25 protein-coding genes are annotated in these 24018 nt (G+C 69.0%); 21 read left to right on the forward strand and 4 right to left on the reverse strand.

Features of this window, described 5'->3' with window-relative positions; all coding sequences use genetic code 11:
* The first annotated feature begins 2 nt into the window (after nucleotides 1–2).
* From ACIBEI_RS12000 to ACIBEI_RS12035, 8 genes are all read left to right on the forward strand, one after another.
* The gene (locus ACIBEI_RS12000; RefSeq protein ID WP_398887690.1) at nucleotides 3–944 is read left to right on the forward strand and encodes a type II secretion system F family protein; all 942 of its coding nucleotides are present in this window, start codon (nucleotides 3–5) and stop codon (nucleotides 942–944) included.
* A 16-nt stretch (nucleotides 945–960) separates the two neighbouring features.
* Nucleotides 961–1851, forward strand: a complete 891-nt coding sequence (locus ACIBEI_RS12005; RefSeq protein ID WP_362086467.1) for a DUF5936 domain-containing protein — start codon at nucleotides 961–963, stop codon at nucleotides 1849–1851.
* Between the two features lie 58 nt (nucleotides 1852–1909).
* The gene (locus tag ACIBEI_RS12010; protein ID WP_398888315.1) at nucleotides 1910–3280 is read left to right on the forward strand and encodes a sensor histidine kinase; all 1371 of its coding nucleotides are present in this window, start codon (nucleotides 1910–1912) and stop codon (nucleotides 3278–3280) included.
* Entirely contained in the window at nucleotides 3273–4034 is a 762-nt protein-coding gene (locus tag ACIBEI_RS12015; RefSeq protein WP_398887692.1) for a response regulator, read from the forward strand. The genes ACIBEI_RS12010 and ACIBEI_RS12015 overlap by 8 nt, the downstream gene beginning before the upstream one ends.
* A gap of 105 nt (nucleotides 4035–4139) precedes the next feature.
* On the forward strand, nucleotides 4140–4382 hold the full coding sequence (locus tag ACIBEI_RS12020) for a hypothetical protein (RefSeq protein ID WP_055614480.1): 243 nt from the start codon (nucleotides 4140–4142) through the stop codon (nucleotides 4380–4382).
* Between the two features lie 41 nt (nucleotides 4383–4423).
* On the forward strand, nucleotides 4424–4984 hold the full coding sequence (locus ACIBEI_RS12025; RefSeq protein ID WP_398888318.1) for a pilus assembly protein TadG-related protein: 561 nt from the start codon (nucleotides 4424–4426) through the stop codon (nucleotides 4982–4984).
* A gap of 15 nt (nucleotides 4985–4999) precedes the next feature.
* Entirely contained in the window at nucleotides 5000–5593 is a 594-nt protein-coding gene (locus ACIBEI_RS12030) for a hypothetical protein (protein ID WP_398887694.1), read from the forward strand.
* Between the two features lie 2 nt (nucleotides 5594–5595).
* Nucleotides 5596–6219 (forward strand): OmpA family protein, encoded by a 624-nt coding sequence (locus tag ACIBEI_RS12035; protein ID WP_359937586.1) that lies wholly within the window; start codon nucleotides 5596–5598, stop codon nucleotides 6217–6219.
* Between the two features lie 235 nt (nucleotides 6220–6454).
* Here the strand turns inward: ACIBEI_RS12035 and ACIBEI_RS12040 are convergent, their stop codons facing one another.
* Nucleotides 6455–6964 (reverse strand): ATP-binding protein, encoded by a 510-nt coding sequence (locus ACIBEI_RS12040; protein WP_398887696.1) that lies wholly within the window; start codon nucleotides 6962–6964, stop codon nucleotides 6455–6457.
* A 291-nt stretch (nucleotides 6965–7255) separates the two neighbouring features.
* Here ACIBEI_RS12040 and ACIBEI_RS12045 point away from each other — a divergent pair, with 291 nt between their 5' ends.
* Nucleotides 7256–8179 (forward strand): helix-turn-helix domain-containing protein, encoded by a 924-nt coding sequence (locus tag ACIBEI_RS12045; RefSeq protein ID WP_398887698.1) that lies wholly within the window; start codon nucleotides 7256–7258, stop codon nucleotides 8177–8179.
* Nucleotides 8119–8310: a hypothetical protein gene (locus ACIBEI_RS12050; RefSeq protein ID WP_398887700.1), complete on the forward strand. Its 192-nt coding sequence runs from the start codon at nucleotides 8119–8121 to the stop codon at nucleotides 8308–8310. Before ACIBEI_RS12045 ends, ACIBEI_RS12050 begins: the two co-directional genes overlap by 61 nt.
* On the opposite strand, the gene ACIBEI_RS12055 is transcribed toward ACIBEI_RS12050, so the two are convergent.
* A complete protein-coding gene (locus ACIBEI_RS12055) occupies nucleotides 8279–9109 on the reverse strand; it encodes a hypothetical protein (protein ID WP_398887702.1) in 831 nt (276 codons plus the stop codon). The two genes, ACIBEI_RS12050 and ACIBEI_RS12055, sit on opposite strands and share 32 nt — an antisense overlap.
* Before the next feature lie 385 nt (nucleotides 9110–9494).
* Here ACIBEI_RS12055 and ACIBEI_RS12060 point away from each other — a divergent pair, with 385 nt between their 5' ends.
* Both ACIBEI_RS12060 and ACIBEI_RS12065 read left to right on the forward strand, forming a co-directional pair.
* Entirely contained in the window at nucleotides 9495–10367 is an 873-nt protein-coding gene (locus ACIBEI_RS12060) for an LLM class flavin-dependent oxidoreductase (protein ID WP_398887704.1), read from the forward strand.
* 85 nt (nucleotides 10368–10452) lie between these two features.
* A complete protein-coding gene (locus tag ACIBEI_RS12065; protein ID WP_398887706.1) occupies nucleotides 10453–11265 on the forward strand; it encodes a class I SAM-dependent methyltransferase in 813 nt (270 codons plus the stop codon).
* A 90-nt stretch (nucleotides 11266–11355) separates the two neighbouring features.
* Here the strand turns inward: ACIBEI_RS12065 and ACIBEI_RS12070 are convergent, their stop codons facing one another.
* On the reverse strand, nucleotides 11356–12528 hold the full coding sequence (locus ACIBEI_RS12070) for a winged helix DNA-binding domain-containing protein (RefSeq protein ID WP_398887708.1): 1173 nt from the start codon (nucleotides 12526–12528) through the stop codon (nucleotides 11356–11358).
* A gap of 41 nt (nucleotides 12529–12569) precedes the next feature.
* On the opposite strand from ACIBEI_RS12070, the gene ACIBEI_RS12075 reads away from it, so the two are divergent.
* The 9 genes from ACIBEI_RS12075 (at nucleotide 12570) to ACIBEI_RS12115 (ending at nucleotide 23218) form a co-directional block, all read left to right on the forward strand.
* Nucleotides 12570–12758: a winged helix-turn-helix transcriptional regulator gene (locus tag ACIBEI_RS12075; RefSeq protein ID WP_398887710.1), complete on the forward strand. Its 189-nt coding sequence runs from the start codon at nucleotides 12570–12572 to the stop codon at nucleotides 12756–12758.
* Between the two features lie 799 nt (nucleotides 12759–13557).
* Nucleotides 13558–14331 (forward strand): isoprenyl transferase, encoded by a 774-nt coding sequence (locus ACIBEI_RS12080; protein ID WP_200396099.1) that lies wholly within the window; start codon nucleotides 13558–13560, stop codon nucleotides 14329–14331.
* 321 nt (nucleotides 14332–14652) lie between these two features.
* Complete coding sequence (locus ACIBEI_RS12085) at nucleotides 14653–15978, forward strand: PhoH family protein (protein WP_200396098.1); 1326 nt, start codon at nucleotides 14653–14655, stop codon at nucleotides 15976–15978.
* Between the two features lie 416 nt (nucleotides 15979–16394).
* Nucleotides 16395–17111, forward strand: coding sequence for a transglycosylase SLT domain-containing protein (locus ACIBEI_RS12090; RefSeq protein ID WP_398887713.1), 717 nt, complete (start codon nucleotides 16395–16397; stop codon nucleotides 17109–17111).
* A gap of 135 nt (nucleotides 17112–17246) precedes the next feature.
* Complete coding sequence (locus tag ACIBEI_RS12095; protein WP_398887715.1) at nucleotides 17247–18665, forward strand: AI-2E family transporter; 1419 nt, start codon at nucleotides 17247–17249, stop codon at nucleotides 18663–18665.
* A gap of 445 nt (nucleotides 18666–19110) precedes the next feature.
* Nucleotides 19111–19626, forward strand: a complete 516-nt coding sequence (locus tag ACIBEI_RS12100) for a hypothetical protein (RefSeq protein ID WP_398887717.1) — start codon at nucleotides 19111–19113, stop codon at nucleotides 19624–19626.
* A gap of 148 nt (nucleotides 19627–19774) precedes the next feature.
* The gene (locus tag ACIBEI_RS12105; RefSeq protein ID WP_398887719.1) at nucleotides 19775–21997 is read left to right on the forward strand and encodes a glycoside hydrolase domain-containing protein; all 2223 of its coding nucleotides are present in this window, start codon (nucleotides 19775–19777) and stop codon (nucleotides 21995–21997) included.
* Nucleotides 21998–22010: 13 nt separating this feature from the next.
* On the forward strand, nucleotides 22011–22478 hold the full coding sequence (locus ACIBEI_RS12110) for a hypothetical protein (protein WP_398887721.1): 468 nt from the start codon (nucleotides 22011–22013) through the stop codon (nucleotides 22476–22478).
* A complete protein-coding gene (locus tag ACIBEI_RS12115; RefSeq protein WP_398887723.1) occupies nucleotides 22475–23218 on the forward strand; it encodes a hypothetical protein in 744 nt (247 codons plus the stop codon). The genes ACIBEI_RS12110 and ACIBEI_RS12115 overlap by 4 nt, the downstream gene beginning before the upstream one ends.
* A gap of 166 nt (nucleotides 23219–23384) precedes the next feature.
* Here ACIBEI_RS12115 and ACIBEI_RS12120 read toward each other — a convergent pair whose 3' ends face one another.
* Nucleotides 23385–23918 (reverse strand): alkyl hydroperoxide reductase, encoded by a 534-nt coding sequence (locus ACIBEI_RS12120; RefSeq protein ID WP_398887725.1) that lies wholly within the window; start codon nucleotides 23916–23918, stop codon nucleotides 23385–23387.
* Nucleotides 23919–24018 lie beyond the last annotated feature (100 nt).

A 24018-nucleotide genomic window follows, 5' to 3' on the forward strand; every position in this document is an offset into this window, starting at 1 on the left:
CCGTGAACAACCAGGCCCTGCTCGCCCTCGGCGGCACCGTCCTGTGCGGCACACTCGCCGTCGCGGGCGTGCACACGTACGCGTCGGGACGCGCCCAGCGCCAGGCCCTCGTCGACCGCCTCTCAGGCGGCGGCCCCCTGCGCACCGCGGCCGGCCGCGCCCGCCGCTTCGCCGCCGTCGACCGCCGGCTGCGCCGAACCCGCCTCGGCCGCACGATCCAGCTGCGCCTCTCGGCGACGGGACTCGACCTGACCGCGGGCGAGTTCTTCACGTACGTCGCCGCCGTGGTCGTCGGCCTCTGGCTGACCGCGGCCGCCGCCCTGGCCCCGTTCTTCGGCCCCATCGCGGGCCTGGTGGGCATCTGGAGCGCGGCGATCTTCCTCAACTGGCAGCGCCAGAAGCGCATCGAGGCCTTCATCAACCAACTCCCCGACGTGGCCCGCCTGCTGGCCAACGCGGCGGCGGCCGGCCTCGCCCTGCGCACGGCCCTGGCGATGGCGGCGGAGGAGCTGGAGGCCCCGGCGGGCGAGGAACTGGCCCGGGTGGCCGACCAGTTGACCCTGGGCCGCTCGGTCGACGACGCCCTCGGTGAACTGGCCGAACGCCTCCCGTCCCGCGAACTCGTCGTCCTCGTCACCACCCTCGTCCTGTCCAACAAGGCGGGCGGCTCGGTGGTCAACTCCCTGCGTAACCTCACCCAGACCCTGGAGGACCGCAAGGAGACCCGCCGCGAGGTCCGCACCATGCTCTCCGAGGTCAACGCGACCGCCTTCACGGTCCCGCTCCTCGGCGTCGGCTCCCTGATCCTGATCAACTCCTCGAACGAGGGCGCCCTGGCCAAGGTGACCGGCTCCGCGCTCGGCCAGACCCTGGTGCTCATCGCCATGGGCCTCTACACCATCGGCTTCTTCGTCATCCGCCGCCTCGGCAAGATCGAAGTATGAGGAGGAGGGGATTACGTTGCTGGCCTTGCTCCTTGCCGCACTGACCGGCCTCGCCGTCGGGGGCATGCTCCTGGGCATCCGTATGTACCGCGCGGAGGCCAAGCTCCCCGGCGACATGGCGCTCGCCCTGGAGGTCGGCGCCACCCGCGTCTCGAAGTCCGACTCGGCGGTCGACCGCCTCGGCATGCGGTTCGCCCCGCTCGTCCTGCGGCTGATGGGCCCCCGCCGCGTCGACGCCAAACGCCGTCGCATCGACATGGCGGGCAACCCCGGCGGCCTGACCCTGAACCGCTACGCGGCCCGCCGGGCGGTGTACGGGGTCTTCGGCGTCCTGCTCTTCCTGATCTTCCTCACCAACGGCCAGCCGCTCTTCTCGCTGATGGCCCTGGCCTTCGGACTGCTGGCGGCCGACGCCCTCATCTGGCAGGCCATCCGCGAACGCAAGGAGGTCATCGACCGCACCCTCCCGGACTTCCTGGACGTCCTGGCGGTCGTGGTCTCGGCCGGTCTCGGCTTCCGCCAGGCCCTGGACCGCGTCGCGGACCACTACGAGGGCCCGTGGGCGGACGAACTGCGCATCACCCTGCGCCAGATGGACATGGGCGTCAGCCGCCGCCAGGCCTTCGACGAACTGCGCAAGCGCAACTCCTCCGAGCAGGTCGCCCAGTTCGTCTCGGCGCTCCAGCAGGGCGAGGAGCTGGGCTCCCCGATCGCGGACACCCTCATCCAGCTCGCCACGGACATGCGCCGCACCGACGCCCAGAACTCCCGCCGCCGGGCCGCCAAGACGATCCCCAAGGCCACCATGGTCACCCTGGTCTTCATGCTCCCCGCCACGATGATCCTCATCGCCACAGGCATGTTCCTGGGCTCCGGCTCGAACTTCGGCTCGATCCTGGGGCGCTGAGATGAGGGTGACTTGGAGGCATCGCTGGCAATGGCGCCCCTTTAAGGGGCGCGGGGAACTGCGCGACAAGCCACAACGGACCCGCGGCCAACGACCAACCCTGCCCCCAGGCGTCGGCTCCGCCAAGTGGGCCACAGGCTACTTCGCAGACGACGCGGCAGCGCCCGGCAGCGTCCGCCTCCAGCTCAACGCCCTCCAGGCCCTCTGCCGCCAGGCGTTCGCGGTCAGGCTCACCCTGATCGCGATCGGCGCCCCCTTCGCGACGGCCAACGCGACGGACGGCCCGCCGCGCTACGGCGTCCTCGCCGCGGCGGTCCTCGGCGTCATGGGCTCGTACGCCATGCTCCGGGACTGGGACCGCTTCGCCCCCCGCCTCCTCGCCCACCCCACCCTCATGGCGGTGGACCTCGTCTTCGGCGCGATACTCCTGCTGACCGCGTCCCCCGCCTCCCCCCTCGCGTACGCGGCCGTCTGCACCCCGCTCCTGGCGGGCCTGCTGTACGGCTGGCGCGGCTCCGGAGTCTTCACGGGGCTCCAACTCGTCGTGCTGCTCACGGTGTTCAGAGCCTGGGAGCACCGTCCGGGCGCCGGCGCCAGTACCCTCCTGGTCGCCGGTTTCTGCATCGCGGCGGGCATCGTCGGGGTCACCCTGCGCAACCTGATGTTCCGCTTCGGCACGGCCAGCCAGGCCCTCGCCGAGGCCAACTCCCGGCTGGCCGTCGCGGAGGCGGTCGAGTCCGAACGGGCCCGCCTCGCCCGGGAGATGCACGACTCCGTGGCGAAGACCCTGCACGGCCTGGCCCTGGCCGCCGAGGCCCTCGCGGTCGCCGCCGACCACGACACGGACCCCCGCGCCCTCAAGTCGCAGGCCACGGCGGTGGCGGGCGCGGCCCGTCGCGCGGCGGCGGAGTCCCGCGACCTCCTGACGGACCTCCGCCACCACACGGCACTGTCGACCCCGCCCATGGACCTCGGAACGGAACTGACGACGAGGGCGGCGGACTTCTCCGGCCGTACGGGCATCAGGGCGAGCGTCGACTACACGGCGCCCTCCGCCCTGGTACTCCCGCCCGAGGCGTCCCGCCACCTCCTGGCGATCCTCTCGGAGGCGCTGGAGAACACGCACCGCCACGCGACGGGGGCGACCCGGGTGGACGTCACCCTCGACGCCTCGCCGTCCTCCCTCCACCTGACGGTGCGGGACGACGGAACCGGCACGGCCGTATCCCTTGATGACGTACAACACCTGGCGAAATCCGGCCACTTCGGCCTGCTGGGCATGCTGGAGCGCGCGGCCTCGATGGGCGCGGGTCTCCAACTGCACCGAGCCGAGCAGGGCGGCACGGAGGTCAAGGTCGACCTTCCGCTGGCCGCCGCCCTGCCGGTATCCCCCTCACACACTCCTCAAGAGGAGGCCGCACATGCCTGACCAGGCACTTCCCGGCCCGCCCCTACGAGTGCTCGTGGCCGACGACAACCCCGTCGTCCGGGCGGGCCTGGCGGCCCTGCTCGACACCCACCCCGACATCCGGGTCACGGCCCGGGCGTCGAACGGTGCGGAAGCGCTCACGGCCGCGACCCGCCAACGCCCCGACGTGATCCTGCTTGACGTCCGCATGCCGGGCACGGACGGCCTCACGGCGCTGCCTTCGCTGGCCGCGCTGGCTCCCGTGATGATGCTGACGTACAGCCGTGAACCCGAGGTGGTGGCACAGGCGTTGAGCCTGGGAGCCGTCGGTTACCTCGTGCACGGCGAGTTCACGGCGGACGAACTGATCACCGCCGTACGCGACTTGAGTGACGGAAGGGCCACCTTCACGGCCTCCGCCGCCGAGGCCGCCGCTGTGTCGGATTCGCTCGGTGTTTCGTACGAACCGAACGAAAACTCTTCGCATCTGCAATCGGTTGTGGCACAGTCGTCGAAGGCTCGACCCGCCTCCGCGGCGGCGCTCCGCGGTCGCGGCCGCAACCCACTGGAATTCGGGCTGAGTTCACGGGAGGTGGAGGTCATGGATCTCATCGCGGCCGGCATGAACAACCGGCAGATCGCCGCCACGTGCTTCATCAGCGAGAAGACCGTAAAGAACCACATCAATCGCATCTTCGCAAAGCTGCACAGTTCAACACGCAGCGAAGCGATCGCCCACTGGCTGGGCACGGCCCACGGGGGGTGGAACCGGTGACTCCGAACTCGGGAAGTTGGGTCCCTGGACCCACCCGGAGTAGGCGTGTTCTCACGTACGGTGCGCGGGAAGGTAGTGGTTTTGGGTGGGAGGGAAGGGGACGTGATGGCGAAGGGCTGGACGCTGAGGGCAACGGTAGGCGTGGAGCGGGCGTTGGAGACCTGGGCGCGGACCGTCTCCGACCGGATGCGCGGGCGGGATCGCGATCGGGGCGCTGGATTCGTCGAGTACGCGGGCTTGATGATTCTCATTGCCGGGATCTTCACGCTGATCGACGGGCTCGGGCTGGACGGTCAGATCTCAGGAGCGATCGGCGATGCGGTCGCGGACGTCGTAGGTGGCGGCTGACCCCACCCGGCTTTCGCAGTGACCGAGGATCGACTCTCCCCATCTACATCTGGCTGACGGGGATTCTGCTCTTCGCTGCGTTCGCCTTCTTCGCATTCGCTCAAGCGGCGTCCGCCCGGAACGGAGCTCAATCCGCGGCGGACGCCGCTGCGTTGGCCGCCGCGCAGAGCGCCCGGGACGATTTGGTGGAGGGGCTGGGAGACGCCGTCGGCGGGGACCCCGACTGGCTGGACTGGCTCGACCCCGAAGAGCTGGAAGGCGGCGAGGCCGCCGCCGCGGCCGACGCGTTGGCCGCCGAGAACGACGCGACCGTCACGGGATTCGCAGGCGCGACCGTGGCCGGACTCCTCGGCTACGAGGTGGAGATCCAGACGAACTACACAGTCGGAGACTCCATCATCCCGGGCACGGAGAACCAGCACGCCAACGCGAATGCCACGGCTGTCATCGAACCGCGGTGCGATTTCCCCGCGGACGCCGATCCCACGAAGCTCGTCACACTCGACTGCGACGGCGATCCCGTGAACATCGACCCCGAAGATTTCGATTTGGACGACCTTCCCGACGCGTCCGTGCTGTTCTCTGTGCAACTGGCCGAGTGAAAGGAAGCCGTACCAATGAACATTCGGCGCACCATGAAGGGCCGCACGGTACTGACCGCGGTGGCGATCACGACTGGGCTGGTCCTCACGGTGGCCGGCTGCGGTGGGGGCGGCGACGACGACAAGCCCGACAATTCCGCATCATCGTCTTCCTCCTCCAAGAACGACGACGATGGCAAGGACAAGGAGTCGCAGGCACCAGGCGAGACCACGGTGCTCGCAGAGTCCAAGCAAGGCGACATCTCACTCGCCATCACATCGGCAGTGCGTGACAGCGGGGGCTTCGTGACCGTGTCCGGCACGGTCACCAACAGCGGTTCGAGGCTCTGGGTCGCGGCGGACTGGCGAGGTGACGAGAACGAGTTGCGACAGAACGCCTCATCCGTCGCCGGCGCGAGCCTGGTGGATCAGACCGGCAAGAAGAAGTACCTCATCCTTCGTGACACCGAGGGCCGCTGCCTCTGCACGCGATTCGTCGGCGGCGTGAAGTCGGGAGAAACCGCGGAGTGGTTCGCCCAGTTCCCCGCCCCGCCCGAGGACACCACGAAGGTCTCCTTCCAGGTCGGCTCCATGCCCCCCGCCGCCGTCGAGCTCTCCGAGGGCGAGTGACCATGTCCCTCACCCTCCGCACCACCGCGATCACCTTCACCGCCCTCACCACCCTCGTCTTCCTGACGCCGCTCACCCCGGCCCAGGCGGACGACGAGGACCCGAGCGCCCCGCCGGGCAGTGTGAGCAGTTCCCCACCCCCTGAAGTGGACGCGAACAGCCCGGGGCTGAAGCTCGCCGACGGCGCCACGCTCGCGCCCGCGCGGGTGCTGGACATCAAGTCGGTCGTCGAGGACCTCGGCGGCGAGGAACGCCGCGTGGACACCAACGAGGACGTGACGTTCGCGCTCCAGGCGGAGGTCCTCTTCCCGAAGGACAGCTCGAAGCTCAACCCCGAGGCACGTTCCCGCATCCAGGCGATCGCGGACGAGATCAAGGCCCAGAACGCCACGAACGTCCGCGTCTTCGGCTTCACCGACAACCTCGGCTCGTACGCCCACGGCCTGACCCTCTCCAAGAACCGCGCCGAGGTCGTCCACGAGGAACTGGCCTCCGCGCTCGGCGACACGAACGTCACCTTCGCGGTACGCGGCTACAGCGAGGACTATCCGATCGCCGACAACACCTCGGAACAGGGCCGCCGCAAGAACCGCCGTGTGGAGGTCACCTTCCCGAAGGGCGGCTGAGGAGGCGAGCCCCGGCCAGAGCTGAAACGCGATCGCGTCGCTGCCACGCCCTGTGCCACGAGTGGTCCAAGGCTGTCGCGGCCACGACGGAGTCGATCGCGTACTTGTGCCCGTCGAGGTTCGCGTTCCGCAGCAGGTGGATGGCCTGCCAAGTGACGGCGTCCGTGACGGGCAACACCTCCAGCCGGGAGACGTGCCGGCGGAGGCGGTCCATGGGGACCTTGGAGTGCCCTGATCATGCCGACATGGACATCGACACCGGTTCCGGGAGGTCCCCCGCCCACGCCGAAGCCCCGCCGCACGGCAGCACCGCCCACATTCGCGTCCCCCCTCCCGGCTCCCGCGCCTCCCCGAACCCCCAGTCGCCCCCACAGGCCCGGACGACACAGCCGAGCAGCCGCAGGGATGCGCGGCGGCGGGCGTCGCAGGCGGCTGCGAGGTGGGGGTTTGTGTGACGCGGGTGCCCGTCGTAGGCGATGACACGGAGGGTGTCGTCCCGATGGCGAAGGGAGAGGTAGACCTCGGACGCGGGCGTGAACTGACAGGCAACGGCAACCAGTTCCCCCACGGACTGCTCGGCGGGGTCGATCAGCGTGCCAAGCCCGTGCATGACCAGCACGGTACGGGTCGCCGCTCGGGCGATCGCCGGCGAACTGAACGCGGCGGGCAGGGTGAGGCTGTACGCGAGGGATTCGGGCGCGGGGGCGGAGTGGTCGCCCCGGACGGTGCAGAGGGAAATGGGCATGCGGAACTCCCGTGGGTGAGCTGAGTGCTGTCCGGTGATGAGGTAGGACGTGACGATCACGGCGGCCGGTGGCTCGTCTCCCTGACGCGGGCCCGCCCCTCCCAGGGAAGGAGTTCGGGGCAGGCTCGCGCGATGCACTGCCAAGTGCCGTGTGTAGCGTGTGCGTTACTCAACGTAGAGCATGATGGAGTACGTGTACTACCTTGCGGCTCGGATTCACTCAACCGTGGTGGACCCGCCTGCTCGCACGGAGGCAGACTTACCCGTCACAGCGCCGAACTGGAGGGGCGGATGCCGCCAAGGAGCACACCGACGGAGCGGCAGCGGCGGCTGGGTTCGGAGCTGCGCAAGATGCGTACTGCCGCAGGCATGACGACGGAGTACGCCGCAGGGTTGCTCGGCGTTCCGCGCACGAACGTGCCGAACATGGAGTCCGGCCGGTCAGGTATCAGCCCGGAACGCGTGCGTACTTTGGCAGCCAACTACGGTTGCGCTGACGTGGCGCTGGTCGAGGCGCTGGCCGGCATGGCCGCCGAGCGCGACAAGGGCTGGTGGGAGACGTACCGGGGCCAACTCTCCCCGAGCTTCCTGGACATCGCCGAGATGGAGTGGCATGCCGAGCGCCTCCGCGTCGCGCTGACCGTACACCTGCCGGGACTGTTCCAGACCGAGGACCACGCCCGTGCGGTCTTCGAGGCGGTAATCCCGCGCCTGCCCGCCGCCGATGTCGCCGCACGCCTGGCGCACCGCATGGACCGGCAGCAGGTGCTCGACCGACCCGAACCGCCTGTCCTCGACGTCATCCTCCATGAGGCCGCCCTGCGTATGGAGTTCGGCGGAACAGCGGTGGCACGGCGGCAGCTGGAGCACGTCCTGTGCCTGTCGGAGCGAGACAGCATCACAGTGCGGGTCATCCCGTTCAAGGCAGGCGGCTTCCCCGGAGCCGGACAGTCGGTCGTCTATGCGGAGTCGACCATCTCCGCCCTCGACACCGTGGAACTCGACAGCACGCACGGACCGGAGTTCATCGACACCGAGATGCAACTCCACAAGTACCGGGCACAGCTCGATGCGGCGGAAGCCGTGGCCCTTGCCCCCGACGCGTCACGCGACTTCATCCAGACCCTCGCCGCCGACCTCCAGGAGACACAGTCGTGCAGGACATCACATGGGAACCCCCCTTCTGCGGAGAGGGCGCCAACTGCTTCCGCATAGGTACCGACACCACCGGCAACGCCTACATCGCCCTCGCCGGAGCCGAGGAGGCATATCTCACCGACACACGCGAAGCCCTCCGCACCCTCATCCAGGACATCAAGGCAGGCAAGGTGGACCACCTGCTGTGATCCCTGTGCCCCCAGCCATCGCCCCCAACGCCCGCCGAATCGTGGCGATCATCGCCTCTGGGGCGTGGAACACCTCCTCCGCCGTGAACCGCAACGCGACCCGTACCTCGGCGCACTGCTGAAGGTCGTTGAAACGGGCGACGTCACGGCGGTGGTCCTCGCGGCGGCCGTGATAGGCGTACCCCTCGATCTCGACGGCGACGCCCTGCGCCCGGAACAGGAAGTCGGGGCGCAGTACGCGTCCGCTGAAGGTGACGACCTCGGCCTGCGTCTCGGGGCGCAGGCCGGCGTCGTACATCCGCAGCCGGGCCACCGTCTCCGCCGGCGAACCGCACGCCGGGTCGGCGAGCGCGAGCCGGCCCCCGGCCCGGACGGCACCACGCCTGCGCTGCCCGAGCGCGTGCCCGAGCGCGGTGGCGACGGCGTCGAGACGGGTGAGCGGCGCTCGCCGGATCCGCTGCTCGCGCCCGCGGTCCCCGATCCCGACTGTGCGGCGCGCGAGCGCGGAGTCGACGGCCACCAGCGCTTCGTCCCGCGGCACCGACAGCAACAGGTCGACCAGCGTGCGGTGGACGCTCGTGACCCGCAGCCCGGCGCGCTCGACCACATCCCCGGAGGGCAGCGCACTACGGTGCACCCGCACGCCCTTCCGCTGCCGCACCCCCTCCGGATCGGTGAACTCGGCTTCCTCCCGCAGCAGTTCGATCCGCCAAAGCGAGGCAGCCGCCCGGTGACTCACGACGAGCTCCGGCGCGGCGAGCTGCACGGCCCTGAGCCGCATCCGGAGATCCACTTCCATACCAGGCTCCGCCCAGACCCCCTCACCGAGCGCTGCCCACCCGTCCTCCTTGAGACACCGGTAGAGCGCGGACCGCGACCACCCTTCAGCCAAGGCCCACTCCGCCACCACCACCCCACCCACAGCAACCTCCCGCAATCCCCGCACCCCCCAACTCTCCCCCAAACCCACCCCCGGCAGCACGGCCTGTGGATAACTCCGTAAGTGTGGTCTGAGTCCCAGAGGTTCACCGGCGCCAGTTCTCTGACCTGCGGATACGTGATGGGTCCCGACGAAACCCTGGGACGGCGAAACCAATAGACCTCTGCCCCCTACTTTCTGCGTGACGTCTGTGGTGCAGGGCCGTGGCGTTGTGTTGCGGACAGTCGGCAGGTAGGAAGGCCGCATGACTGCACTAGGTGCCGTGTTCCGGCCTCAGCTGCCCCCAGAACGTCTGCGCGCGATGGTCCGTACGGCGGAGGAGGCGGGGCTGGAGGAGCTGTGGCTGTGGGAGGACTGCTTTCTGGAAGGGGGGATCTCCGCGGCGGCGGCAGCGCTGGCCTGGACGGAACGGCTGCGGGTGGGGGTGGGGCTGCTGCCCGTGCCGTTGCGGAACGTCGCCGTGACGGCGATGGAGACCGCGACCCTGCACCGGCTCTTCCCGGGCCGGGCGATCGTGGGTGTCGGTCACGGCGTGCAGGACTGGATGGGGCAGGTCGGGGCGCGGGCCGAGTCGCCCGTGACGCTGCTGCGTGAGTACCTCGTAGCGTTGCGCGCGCTGCTGCGGGGCGAGCGCGTGACCACGGACGGCCGGTACGTGAAGCTCGACGACGTCGCCCTCGACTGGCCCCCGCAGTCACCGGTGGAGATCCTCGCGGGAGCCACCGGCCCGCGTACGCTCCGGCTCTCGGGCGAGTTCGCGGACGGCACCATCCTCACCGCCAGTACGTCCCCGGAGGGCGTACGCAAGGCGCGCCAACTCATCGACGAGGGGCGGAAGTCGGGCTCCCGCGACGGCGGGCACGAGGTTGTCGTCTACCTCCTCACCGCTACCGGCCCGGACGCCGCCGCCCGCCTCCGCGCCGAGCTGGAGGCGGACGGCGTGGCGTCGGTCCCGGACCTCGGGGTCGCCGGGGAGGCGAAAGCGGTCGCCGAGGCCGTCCGCCGCCTCGCGGACGCCGGCGCCGACACGGTGATCCTCCAGCCGACCGCCGACGAACCGGACCCCGAGGGCTTCGTACGCTTCACCGCGGAGGACGTACGCCCCCTGGTTCCGTAGGAGGCCCGAGCAGCACCACGCACCCCGGCACGTACACCCCGGAATTCGGTCGCGGCAAACGAACCCCGCCTGCCACCATCGCCCGATGAGCCTGACCACCCCCTCTACCCCGTCCACCGCCTCCACTCCATCCACGCCTTTCACCCCCTCCTTCGAAGAACTCGTCGCGGAAGCCGAGGCCGTTCCCACCGAGGGCTGGGACTTCTCGTGGTTCGAGGGGCGGGCCACGGAGGAGCGGCCCTCCTGGGGATATGCGCGGGCCATGGGTGAGCGGCTGGCGATGGCGGAGGCCGCGCTCGACATCCAGACCGGTGGCGGGGAAGTGCTGGCGTCGGCGCGGGAGTTGCCGCGGCCGACCGTCGCCACCGAGGGCTGGCCGCCGAACGTCGCCAAGGCCACCGCCCTGCTCCACCCGCGCGGCGCGGTGGTCGTCGCCTCGCCGGAGGACGCCCCGCTGCCGTTCGGCGACGCGGCGTTCGACCTCGTCGTGAGCAGGCACCCGGTGACGGCGCACTGGACGGAGATCGCCCGTGTCCTCGCCCCCGGCGGCACCTACTTCGCCCAGCATGTGGGCCCCAGCAGCGCGTACGAACTCGTCGAGTACTTCCTCGGCCGCCAGCCGGACACCAACCGCAACGCCCGCCACCCGGACCGCGAGCGTGCCGGAGCCGAGGCGGCCGGTCTTGAGGTCGTCGATCTGCGCGCGGAGCGGCTGCGCATGGAGTTCCACGACATCGGGGCGGTCGTGCACTTCCTGCGGAAGGTGGTGTGGATGGTGCCGGGCTTCACCGTGGACCAGTACCGGACCCGGCTCCTGGACCTGCACGAGCGGATCATGGCGGAGGGCCCGTTCGTGGCCCACAGCTCCCGCCACCTCGTCGAGGCCCGCCGACCGTAGAACGCGCGGCGAGCTTGGCAATCACAAGAGAGCGTGGCGAGCGTGGCGCGAACAAGTCCCCGAGAGCCGGGCTGAGTTGACGTCCGCCGGTTACGCGTGCGGGCCCGCCGTCACCTTCCCCACCGCCAACTCCGGCACCGCCTCCAGGACTTCACCGACCCGTTCCACCTGTTTCCCCAGCTCCCGCTCCTGCGCCCGGGTCAGCCGGCCCAGGGGCTCCACCGTCACCGTGGTCCGCTTGCCCTGCCGCCGCTGGTGCCAGACCCCGGCCACCACACCGTCGACGAGCAGCACCGGAAAGTTCCCCGCCTGCCCGCCCGCCAGGGCCCGCTCGTACGCCGCCCCGGGGAACATCCGCTCGCGGGGCTGCGCGGCGATGGCGTACGCGTCGAAGTAGGGGAGCAGCCGCACCCCGCGTACGGCCTCCGTCGGGAAGTCCGTGTCGCCCGTCACCACCCAGGCCGGTGCCCCCTCGAAGTCGACCTCCTCGATCCGGCCCGAGGAGGCCTGCGCGGCGAAGAGGTCGGCGGCCCAACCCCTGGGCGCGGCCGCCCACTTGGCGAAGTGCTGCGGTGTCGCGGGACCGTACGCGTGCAAATAGTGGCGCACGAGTGTGGCGAGCGCCTCGTCCGCGGGGAGCGGGTCGAAGTGCGGCGGGCGGGTGTAGGCGGCCTTGCGGCCGCGGTTGGGGGCGAAGCACAGCGCGCCGGACTGGCCCGCGCGGTGCATGACCTGACGCCAGCGCGGCCACTTGCCCTGGAACGCCTCCATCACGAGGTCACCGGCCCAGGGGCCGGTGCGGGCCACGACCTCCTCGGACAGCTCGTCGATGGTCAGCTGCCGTCCGTCGAGGGCGTCACCGATCGCGGCGACGACCTGCTCCTCCTGTCCGGGCGTCATCCGCAGGCCCGGCGGGGCGCTCGCAGTGCCGGGCACGGCGGTCAGCGCCGCGCTCCAGAAGGGGAGCTCGGCGGCGGCGAGAAGATGGATCGTGCCGCGCGGCCCGTACGTCTTCACCAGGCTCCGGCCGTCACTCCGGCCGTCACTCCGGTCCTCCCACAGTGCCGCGCGCACGTCCTGGCGGGTCGCGCCGTCGAGCCGCAGGCCGACGGAGAGCTCGGCCGCCGACAGGACCTGCGCGTGCGTGGCGAGCAGCGTGGAGACGACCTCGGCGACAGGCGTACCGGCCGGCGCGGGCGCTCCCAGCAGCTGCCGCTCGTAGCGCCGCGCGCTCGCCCCGTCCCATGTGATCCTCGATGTCATGGCGGCGACGGTAGACCCGGATTAGGTCAGATCCTGTCCGCGTGGTGCACCGGGAGGTGTACGGCGAGGTGCCGCCCCGCGTGGAGTACTCGCTCACCGAGCTGGGCAAGGCGCTGAACACCGCGCTCATGCCACTGGGCGAATGGGATGATCTGCACATGAAGGAAATTGTCACCCGTAAACACCCAGGCTTGAGCAAAGAGTCGCCGGTTGCCGCCCAGTCCGGGTGAGGACCCTCACGAAAATCCCGGAAACGCTCACAGAGTTTCCACATCGTTACCCCGGATGGTCCGTCGCACCTCTCCGGCTCACGTAGATTCGAAGGAAGGTAATTCGCGTGAGCAAAGCTGCGCGGGACGGTACCGCGCGGAGGAGGGGGCCGCGCGGTGCCCTGCCGACAGCGCCGGGGGGGCGCGTTCGGGAGTCCCGTACGGGGTTCCGGTGCGGACGGAATCGCGAAGCGGCCGCGGTCGCGAAATCATCCTTGGCGTCAAGTGGACGTTCTCAGGCCCTTCACCCTTGGGGCGTACGTCCGAGGCGGATGGCCCAGTGCCCCAGAACCGCTCGGAAACCCCCTGGTTCCCTCCGGATTCGCCTCCACCGCCTTGGAATCCGCTGTGATTCGGCCATGTTCTGCCCTTGAATGAACGCTTCCGCACCCACCCAGGCGTTGCCGGGCGACTCCGGAGAGTAGTTGTGGCACGCCGATGCACGCAGCATCACTTACGAAGGGTTATGGTGGAAACCCCCCCTCGGGCCGGTCCGTCTCCCCCCCACGGACCGGCCCGTTTTTTTGTGCGCTCACACGCCCCGGCGTACGCCCTCAGGTCCCGTCGTCGGTCCGTCGCCGGCTCGTCGTCGGTGCCGTTGCCCGTGCGGTCGCCCGTTCCGTCGCCCCGCACGGCCCGTCCTCGCTCCGTACCGCCCGGAGAGCAGAAGGCCTTGCACCCCAAGGGGGAGCGGGGCCTCAGCAGCGGTAGGGTGTCGCCCTCGGGGGACCGTTATCTGCACGGAGGGGCTGACGAAAACGTGAACCTGCGCGACAACCTGCGCCGCTTGCTGGTCAGGTTCTATGCACGCAGGGTGGAAGGCCACCTTGACCACGACCAGGTGCCCAAGCACATCGGGGTCATCATGGACGGCAACCGGCGCTGGGCGAAGGCGGCGGGCAGCACCGCCGCCCAGGGGCACCGGGCCGGCGCCGACAAGATCGAGGAGTTCCTCGGCTGGTGCTCCGAGACCGACGTCGAGGTCGTCACCCTCTGGCTGTTGTCCACGGACAACTTCGACCGCCCTGAGGAAGAACTCGTACCGCTGCTCGGCATCATCGAGAACGTCGTGAGTTCGCTCGCCGCCGACGGCCGCTGGCGTGTGCACCACGTCGGCACGCCCGACATCCTGCCCTCCCGGATGCAGACCGTCCTGAAGGAGGCCGAGGAGTCCACCGCGCACGTCGACGGAATACTCGTGAACTGCGCCATCGGCTACGGCGGACGCCAGGAGATCGCCGACGCCGTGCGCTCGATGATCCTCGACCACGCCGAGAAGGGCACCTCGATGGAGGAGCTCGCCGACAGCGTCGACACCGACATGATCGGCAAGCACCTCTACACCAGCGCCCAGCCCGACCCCGACCTCGTGATCCGTACGAGCGGTGAGCAGCGGCTGTCCGGATTCATGCTCTGGCAGACGGCCCACTCCGAGTACTACTTCTGTGAGGTCTTCTGGCCGGCCTTCCGCAAGGTCGACTTCCTGCGCGCGATGCGCGACTACGCGGCGCGACACAGGCGCTACGGAGGCTGAGGTTTCGGGTGGCCCCGTTCGCAGGGGGCGCCCTCAGGGACGTACGTCATCTGGTGTTAACGAACGCGCCGTCATCGCCCTTGGCATGGCATCGCGCGTTCGAGGGCATAAGCCTTGCAGGTCGACGCCCGAACCACGGGTGTCGTATCTCAGCGGACGGCACGGGGCCGTCCGCCCGGGAGGCCCTTTGCACCAGCCCGACCGTGCGGTCAGTACGGACGAAGCGGAGAGGGCCGGTAGTCGGCCCGTGCATCGCGGCCGGACACCGGTCCAGCTCTCCTCCGTCGCTCCCCGACCTCATCCGAGGGGGTACGTCCTTCCGTGGTGACCAGCACAAAGCGCCGTATGCCAGACCGGCGCACCTATGTTCTCGACACCAGCGTCCTGCTGGCCGACCCGCACGCCATGAACCGCTTCGACGAGCACGAAGTAGTGCTTCCGATCGTCGTGGTCACGGAATTGGAGGCCAAGCGGCACCATCCCGAACTCGGCTACTTCGCCCGGCAGGCACTGCGCCTGCTGGACGACTACCGGGTGAAGTACGGCCGTCTCGATGCCCCCATCCCCACCGGGGAACTGGGCGGGACCGTACGTGTCGAGCTCAATCACTCGGACCCCAGCGTGCTGCCCAGCGGCTATCGCCTGGGGGACAACGACTCCCGCATCCTCGCGGTCGCCCGCAATCTGCAGGCCGAGGGGTTCGACGTCACAGTCGTGTCGAAGGACCTGCCGCTCAGGATCAAGGCCTCCTCGGTCGGGCTTCTCGCCGAGGAGTACCGCGCGGAACTCGCCATCACGGGCTCGTCCGGCTGGACCGGAATGTCCGAACTGACGCTCTCCGGCGAGCAGGTGGACCTCCTCTTCGACCAGGAGACCCTGTACGTCCCGGAGGCGTCCGACTATCCGGTCCACACGGGCCTGATGATCCAGTCCGAGCGCGGCAAGGCCCTGGGGCGCGTGACGTCCGAGGGCAACGTCCGGCTCGTACGGGGTGATCGGGAGGCCTTCGGCATCAAGGGCCGCAGCGCCGAGCAGCGCATCGCGCTGGATCTGCTGCTCGACCCGGACGTCGGGATCGTCTCGATGGGCGGCCGGGCCGGCACCGGAAAGTCGGCGCTCGCCCTGTGCGCGGGCCTGGAGGCCGTGCTCGAGCGGCGCCAGCACCAGAAGGTGATGGTCTTCCGTCCGCTGTACGCGGTCGGCGGGCAGGAACTCGGCTATCTGCCCGGCTCCGAGTCCGAGAAGATGGGCCCCTGGGCGCAGGCTGTCTTCGACACGCTGTCCGCGGTCACCAGCCGCGAGGTCATCGAAGAGGTCACCGCCCGCGGAATGCTGGAGGTCCTGCCGCTCACGCACATCCGCGGCCGCTCCCTCCACGACGCGTTCGTGATCGTGGACGAGGCCCAATCCCTGGAACGGAACGTCCTGTTGACCGTTCTGTCCCGAATCGGCGCGAATTCACGGGTGATCCTGACCCATGACGTGGCCCAGCGGGACAACCTCAGGGTCGGCCGGTACGACGGTGTCGTGGCCGTCGTGGAGAAGCTGAAGGGCCATCCGCTCTTCGCGCACGTCACACTCACCAGGTCCGAGCGCTCCCAGATTGCGGCGCTTGTGACCGAAATGCTGGAGGACGGGCACATCTGATCAAGGTCGCCCCACCCGTCCGGTCTGTCCAACGGGTGGTGGCTACACGGTAATTGACGCCGTCCGGCAAAGGCTGAAGAGCCTAGCCGGGCGGCGTCCTGGCGTGTGCTCGTTTCCGAAAAACTCCTGAGCCAAACGAGGTGTGAGCTTTCACACCCGACACAGAATTGCCCTCCGGTGTCGGGGTGCGGCAGAGTCTCACTCCTGTCAGGCCCCGCATACGACACACCTGTGCCCCCAGCGGTACGGCACCACAGAAGTAACAGAACTCCATAAAGCCGTCGTATGCCGCCCGAGCACCACGCGGCGCTCCCTCGCGGGAGTTGCCCATCGGGCCCGCGCCTCCCGTGACCCCGCAGTTGGGAGGCCAGCGCCAAGGGCACGATTGCGTCCGCGAGGGTCACCTGTAGCGGGCGATGCTGGAAGGAAACCGTGTGAGCCGGATTTCGGTCCGGGGATTCGCAGTGGCCTCGGCCACCGCGGTCACCGCTGTCGGCGCTGTCACCGGTGTTGCCTCGGGCAACACCGCGTCCTCGAGCGACGACGCGGAGGCAACGGCAGCAGGCGCGACGCTTCTCGCGGACATACCCGCGGGTGCGCAGGCGCAGGTGCAGACCGCATCCCTGACTCAGCAGGCCGACTCGCAGGCCATCGCGGCCGACGCGACCGCCAAGAAGGACGCCGAGGAGTCTGCGCGCAAGCAGGCCGCCAAGGACGCCGTCGCCAAGCAGAAGGCAGCGGAGAAGGCCGAGCAGGAGGCGAAGGAGCGCAAGGAGGCCGAGAAGGTCGCCAGCCGTTCCGCGACCCGCGACGCTTCCAGCTTCCCGACGCAGTCCTCGTACAGCGTCGCGGAGATCCAGGCGATGGCGCGCCAGATCGTCCCGGCGGACCAGTTCCAGTGCTTCAGCACCATCGTGGACCACGAGTCCAGCTGGAACTACCGGGCGGACAACCCCACCTCCGACGCCTACGGTCTGATGCAGGCGCTGCCGGGTTCGAAGATGTCCTCCGCCGGCGCGGACTGGGCGACCAACCCGGCCACCCAGATCAAGTGGGGCCTCGGCTACATGAACGACCGCTACGGCAGCCCGTGCGAGGCCTGGAACTTCTGGCAGGCCAACAACTACTACTAGGCCGACAGCCACTCGGTCCTCTCAACCTTTTCGGAGCCCCTCACCGTCCTACGGTGAGGGGCTTCTGCCATGTACGGTCGATGCCGACGACTCCAGGGGGGAGTGGTGGGGCACAACGGGGAAAAGGGACGGATCATGTCGCGAGTGCCAGGGTGGCTCGGCCGGCTCGGCGCCGGCCTCACCGAACTGGGAGACCGGTTGAGCGCGCGCCGCGCGCAGGCCGAGGAGGACGAAGACTTCGACGGGGACGGCGACTTCGGCCGGAGCGACGGCATCGACCGGGGCGACGGCATCGGTCGGGGTGGCAGGGACAGCTCCGACGCCCCGGCCGCGTCCACCGGGACCGCCACGCCCCCTCCCCCCTCCCCGCCCTCGGACACCCTCGTGGCCGCCCCGGCCCCCGCCGCTCGCCCCGACCCCGCCGCGGCCGTTCCGTGGGGCATGCGGGTCGCCGCCGAGGCCGGCTGGCGACTGCTCGTACTCGCGGGCACCGTCTGGGTGTTGATGCGCGTCATCAGCGCCGTACAGCTCGTCGTCCTCGCCTTCGTCGCCGCGCTGCTCATCACCGCACTGCTCCAGCCCACCGTGGCGCGGCTGCGGCGGTACGGGGTGCCGCGCGGGCTCGCCACCGCGCTGACCGCGACCCTCGGCTTCGTGGTCATGGGGCTCGTCGGATGGTTCGTGGTCTGGCAGGTCATGGAGAACATCGACAACCTCTCCGACCAGATCCAGGACGGCATCGACGAGTTGCAGCGCTGGCTGCTCAACAGCCCGTTCCATGTCACCGAGGACCAGATCAAGGACATCGCCAAGAGCCTGCGCGAGGCGGTCGGGGCGAACACGGACGAGATCACGTCGGCGGGCCTGGAAGGTGTCACCGTCATCGTCGAGGCCCTCACCGGCATCCTCCTCACGATGTTCTCCACGCTCTTCCTCCTCTACGACGGCAAGCGCATCTGGCAGTGGACGCTCAAGCTGGTGCCGGCGGCGGCGCGGCCCGGGGTGGCGGGGGCCGGACCGCGTGCCTGGCGGACGCTCACGGCCTATGTCCGCGGGACGGTGATAGTGGCGCTGATCGACGCCATCTTCATCGGCCTGGGCATCTTCTTCCTCGATGTCCCGATGGCCGTCCCCCTGGCCGTCTTCATCTTTCTCTTCGCCTTCATCCCGCTGGTGGGTGCAGTCGTCTCCGGTGCGCTGGCCGTCGTAGTCGCGCTCGTGACGCAGGGGGTCTTCACCGCGGTGATGGCGCTGATCGTGGTGCTCGCCGTCCAGCAGATCGAGGGCCACATCCTCCAGCCGTTCATCCTCGGCCGGGCCGTCCGGGTCCATCCGCTCGCCGTCGTTCTCTCCGTCGCGGCGGGCGGGATGGTCGCGGGCATCGGCGGCGCGGTCGTCGCCGTCCCGCTCGTCGCCGTCACCAACACCGTGGTCGGCTACCTGCGTTCGTACTCCCAGGAGCCGGCGCTGCGTACGTCCCCGGTGCCGCGGGGGGCGACGGCGACGAGGGTGGCGCCGGTGGAACACCGGCCGACGGACGGTTCGCCGTCGTAGGGGGCATCGCCCCGCCGCTCCTGCCGCTCCTGCCGGTTGCCCGGGCCCGCGTGGGGTTCGGCCAACGTCGCCATCGCCATCCGGCCAATCTTGTGTGAGCCGGAGCCCTCAACCGTCCTCCGCTTCACAGCACTCACACGAGCCTCTCCTGTTACTTGCCTGGCCTCCGCTTCATGAGCATGTCATTCCGCTTTCGGGGTGAATTCCAGTCAGTCGTCCCGGGCACCGTCATAAGCCCTGGAGGAAGATTCCCTGCGCATCTAAGGTAATTCAGAAATCAAGGGACCTGATCGGTCCCCGTTTCATAGGCACTGCTCGGTTGCTCTTATTTCCCTTTCGTCCATGTGGCAGGACCATGCCCCGAGGTCGAGGAATGGCGGCTGGGCAGTGCACTGCTGTGCCCGTGAATTCAGCAATGCCGTCCACTGAAAGGTGTTCGCGTCACATGTTCAGACCCACCACGATCCTGCGCGCGGCTGTCGCGGCCATGGCGCTGTTCGCCGCTGTTCTGGTCGCGCCGCAGGCCGTCGCTCTCGACGCGCCGCGCGTGCCGATCTCGAAGGACGCCGACGCCGTGACCCGTGCGGTCGCCCGGGCCGACATGTCGGCCGCCGCTGCCGCCGCCAACGCGTGCGGCACCGGATACACGCTGAGGAAGGGGATCCCGCTGCCCCTCGGGACGGACCCCGACCTGCGCCTGGCCACCCTGTTCGCCTACGAGAACGGTGGAAAGGGCTGCGCGATCCTCGACAACAATGTCGGCGCCTCGCGCTACATGTACCTCAAGGTGTGCAAAGCGGGCGGCACCGCCTGCGACCCCGACGAGGGCAACTTCAGCGAGTACGCCGGGCCGGTGTACGTCTCCAGCTTCGCCTGCGCGCCGGTCACCGCGAAAATGGGGCGGACTTCCAGCAGCCTCTTCATCAACTACAGCTCGAGCTACGTATTCCCCTGCGGTTAAGGGCGACGCCAATGGCGTCCCGCCGGGCGGTGCGGGTCCCTTTCCGCGGCTCGAAATGCCGAACGCGCAACCACTTTCTGATCGGCCCTCTTCGCCGTGCCCGAAAATGTCCGACTCATGCCAGACCAGTGACTGACAGGAGCCCCACGTGGCCGACGAGATGGTGCGCAAAGCGCAGCAGTTCATCAATGGCGCCTACGCAGGAAAGCTCGGCATCGACCGCATACCCGAGACCGGGGTGACCGGCTGGTCGATGATGTTCGCGCTCACGCGGGCCCTGCAGTACGAACTCGGCATCACGAGCCTGTCGGACACCTTCGGCCCCACCACGCTCTCGACGCTCACGTCGAAGTACCCGTCCCTCAACAGCGGTACGGTGCCGTCCCAGAACTTCGCCAAGATCATCCAGTCCGCCCTGTACTGCAAGGGCTACGACGGCGGCGACATCGACGGGACGTACAACTCCCGTGTGGTGGCCTCGGTCACCCAGCTGAAGCAGAACATGGGCGTGGACTTCGCCTACCCCGGCGGCAACCTGGTGCCGAAGGTGTTCAAGGGCCTGCTCAACATGGACGCCTACGTCACCGTCAACGGCGGCTCGGAGACCATCCGGGCCGTCCAGAGATGGCTGAACGGGTCGTACATCCACCGAAGAGACTTCTTCATCATCCCGGCCGACGGCAACCACTCGCGCGACGTCGCCAAGTCGATGCTGTTCGCCGTCCAGTACGAACTCGGCATGGCCGACGGTACGGCCAACGGCGTCTTCGGGCCCGGCACGCAGAGCGGCCTGAAGTCCCACACCGTCGCCACCGGCGACTCCAACACGTTCGTCAAGCTGTTCTCCGCCGCCATGGTTCTCAACCAGCGGCCCGTGGACTTCGTCTCCACCTTCACCAGTGCCCTCGCCTCGGCCGTCTCCGCCTTCCAGTCGTTCGCGAAGCTCCCCGTCACCGGCACCGGGAACTTCTCGACCTGGGCCTCCCTCCTCGTCTCCTACGGCGACCAGTCCCGCAACGGCGAGGCCTGCGACGGCGTCACCCTGATCACCAACGAGCGTGCGGCCACGCTGAAGGCACAGGGCATCAAGTACCTGGGCCGCTATCTCACCCAGCCGGACCCGACCCCGCCCGACGACCTGAAGCACAAGGCGATCCAGCCCGGCGAACTCCAGACCATCGCCGCGAACGGACTGCGCTGCTTCCCGATCTACCAGACGTACGGGCGGGACGCCGACGGCTTCACCTATCCGCAGGGCCGTGCGGCCGGGCAGGCCGCCATCAACGCGGCCCTGGACCACGGCTTCAAGGCGGGCACACGGATCTTCTGGGCCGTGGACTTCGACGCCCTCGACCAGGAAGTCACCAGCAACGTCCTGCCGCACTTCAAGGGCATCGCGGACGCGGTCGCCGACGACGGCAACCGGTTCGAGATCGGCGTCTACGGGCCGCGCAACGTGTGCATCCGCGTCGCCGAGGCCGGCCACTCCACGGCGTCGTTCGTCTGCGACATGTCGTCCGGCTTCTCCGGCAACTTCGGCTATCCGCTGCCGCCCGACTGGGCGTACGACCAGATCGTCACGCGCACCATAGGCACCGGCACCGGGGCGATCAACATCGACATCAACATCGCCTCGGGGCGCGACACCGGACAGGGCTCGTTCAACCCGCCCCGTGCGCCTCTCCCCGACACCAGCCTCGACTCGGACCTCATCACGGCGATGAGGACGGACGTCGGCAAGTACATGGAGTCGATCGGCTTCCCCAACGACGGTGGTCTCAGGTCGCACACGCACGAGGAGTGCTTCCGCAGGGTCGTGCTCGAGTGGGACTCGGTCACCACTTTGCTCGCCTACCGGTACAAGATGCGAAAGGCCCTCATCCAGACGACCGCGTACTGGGAGATGCGGCACATCGACGCGGTCGACCTGAGTGTGGACGAAGCGGTCCGTACGACATTCAACACGACCGGGTATTTCAAGGACAGCTCCACCGGGATAGCCCAGATCTTCGGCAACACCGCCCTCCTGGCATGGAATCACGCCGTACGAAAGGGCTACGTCGAGGGCAGCATCCGGGGCACCACCGACGAGGACAAGTACAACATCTGGGACGACTGCCGGTTCGACGAGCAGTTCGCCATGTCCACCGTCCCCCTGATCCATCTGTGGAACGCGGACGGGGCTCCGGGCAATGTCATAGAAGAGGAGCCTCTCCGCCCGATGCGCCTGGACTACACGGAGAGCGAGATATTCCAGATCCTGCGCCGGTACCAGGGATCGGCGGAATCGGAGGCAACACCCCACGCCAAGCAACGGACGGCGCTGTACCAAATCATGGAGAAGTACAACTCCATCGCTCGGAACAACTGACAGGCTCCTCACCATGCTGGTAACAGACGCCTCCGACGACCTCTACATCGGTCTCGTACTCCTTCTGAGCGCCGCGGGCGTCGTCATCACGCCGTGGCTCGCCATCCGCGGAGCGCTCCTGCTGTTCCGCAACGGCGGCAAGCGGGATACGCAGAGGGTCGTCAAAGGCGCTGCTGCTCTGGCATGGGCCTGCGTGGTCGGCATGTACGGCTGGGGCGTGCTTCATCTCCTGATGCTGGATGAAAGCAACCAAGCCCTGGAATGTGCGGAGAGATTGAAGTCGGAGCAGGTCAAGTCCGTCGTCGGTTACGAGTATTCCTTCCTTCCGCTGCAATTCAGGTGTCGCGTCACGGGCGGGCAGACGTACAACGCCGTCGTGCCGGGATACGTGAATCCCGTGGCAGGGGTTTTCGGGGTAACCGCCGCCGCTCTGACATACGTTGCGCGCCCCAAAAACTGGTACGAGGAGACGAAGAAGTGACCCTGAACATCTCTCGCCGCGCCGCCCTGCGACGTGCCGCGTTCGTAGCGGCCGGCGTTGCCGTCGGCTCACAGGTTCTGTCCCTTCCCGCCCGTGCGGCGGACAAGGACCCCGAGCCGGACAAGGTCCGTGAGGCGATACGGAGAGCACAGGAGCGCAACAAGCGAGTCCTGACAGGAACCCCTTCGAAGAACGGGTGGGAGATGGAGAAGACCGTGGACAGCCACGGCCACATCTACACCAGACCGGTCCCCGCCACTCCGCTCGCCGGCGTGCCGATGCGTATGGCGGAGGTCGAGACGGTCCTCGTCCACGTGGTCCGCCGCTTCCACTACGAGATCGACACACTCCGCAAGGGCGAGGTCCTCGGCTGGCAGGCGCCGGGTTCCGTGCGGAAGGGGCTGGCGGAGTCCAACCTGGCGTCCGGTACCGCGGTGCGGATCCGGCCCGGTTCCTATCCCTCGGGGGCGCGCGGCGGCTTCTATCCCATGGAGGAGCTGGTGATCCGGGACATCCTCGCCGACTGCGAGGGCGTGGTCCGCTGGGGTGGCGACGACGGCAAGCCGGACGAGTCGCTGTTCTACATCGACGTGCCGCCGGGCGACGAGCGGCTCATCAAGGTCGCGGAGAAGCTTCGCCACTGGGCCTACACGCCCGGCAGGGGCGCAGGCGTCCTCGTCGACCCCCTCCAGCCCCAACGCCGCAAGGCCGCGAAGCGGCTGGCCGGCCGGCAGAGCTAGGCAAGCGGAGCTACGCCGACAGAGCCAGGTCGGCAGAGCCAGGTCGGCAGAGCCGGACGCGGGGCGCCCGCCGGGAGTCATCTCCCCGCGGGCGCCCCGTCGTTGCGACGCCGGGGGAGCGCTGGATCGTCGTGAACGGGGCCGGACGGGGCGAAAGCCGGCGGAGCTACTCCGCCAGCACCGCCTCCGAGTCCAGGGTGACACCCACCGCGTGGACGACCGCAGCGATCTTGAACGCCTCCTGGATCGTCTCCCGGTCGACACCGGCCTTGCGGAGCACCTGCTCGTGGGAGTCGAGGCACTGCCCGCACGCATTGATCGCGGACACGGCGAGCGACCACAGTTCGAAGTCGACCTTCTCCACACCCGGGTTGCCGATCACGTTCATACGGAGACCGGGCCGCAGACCCCCGTACGCCGGGTCGGAGATCAGATGCCGCGTGCGGTGGAAGACGTTGTTCAGCGCCATGACGGCAGCGGCGGACTTGGCCGCCGTGTACGCCTCGGGCGAGAGCTTCGCGTTGGCCTCCTCCTCCAGTTCACGGAGGACGCGGGGAGACCGGGAGGCGATGGCGCAGACGAGTACCGTCCCCCACAGCTGCTGCTGCGACAGCTCGGAGTTGCCGAGCACCGAACCGAGGTTCAGCCGGAGGTCCTTGGCGTAGTCCGGAATCGCGGACTTCAGCGCGTCGAGCGACATGGTTCACTCACCGGCCGGCGGTTCGAAGGCGGGCGGACGGTCACCTACGGCGAGCATGAGGGCTCCTCTTGGGTGACGGAAAAGACCGCTCTGCGGCCTT

The organism is Streptomyces sp. NPDC050988 (assembly GCF_044456225.1).
GTDB lineage: Bacteria > Actinomycetota > Actinomycetes > Streptomycetales > Streptomycetaceae > Streptomyces.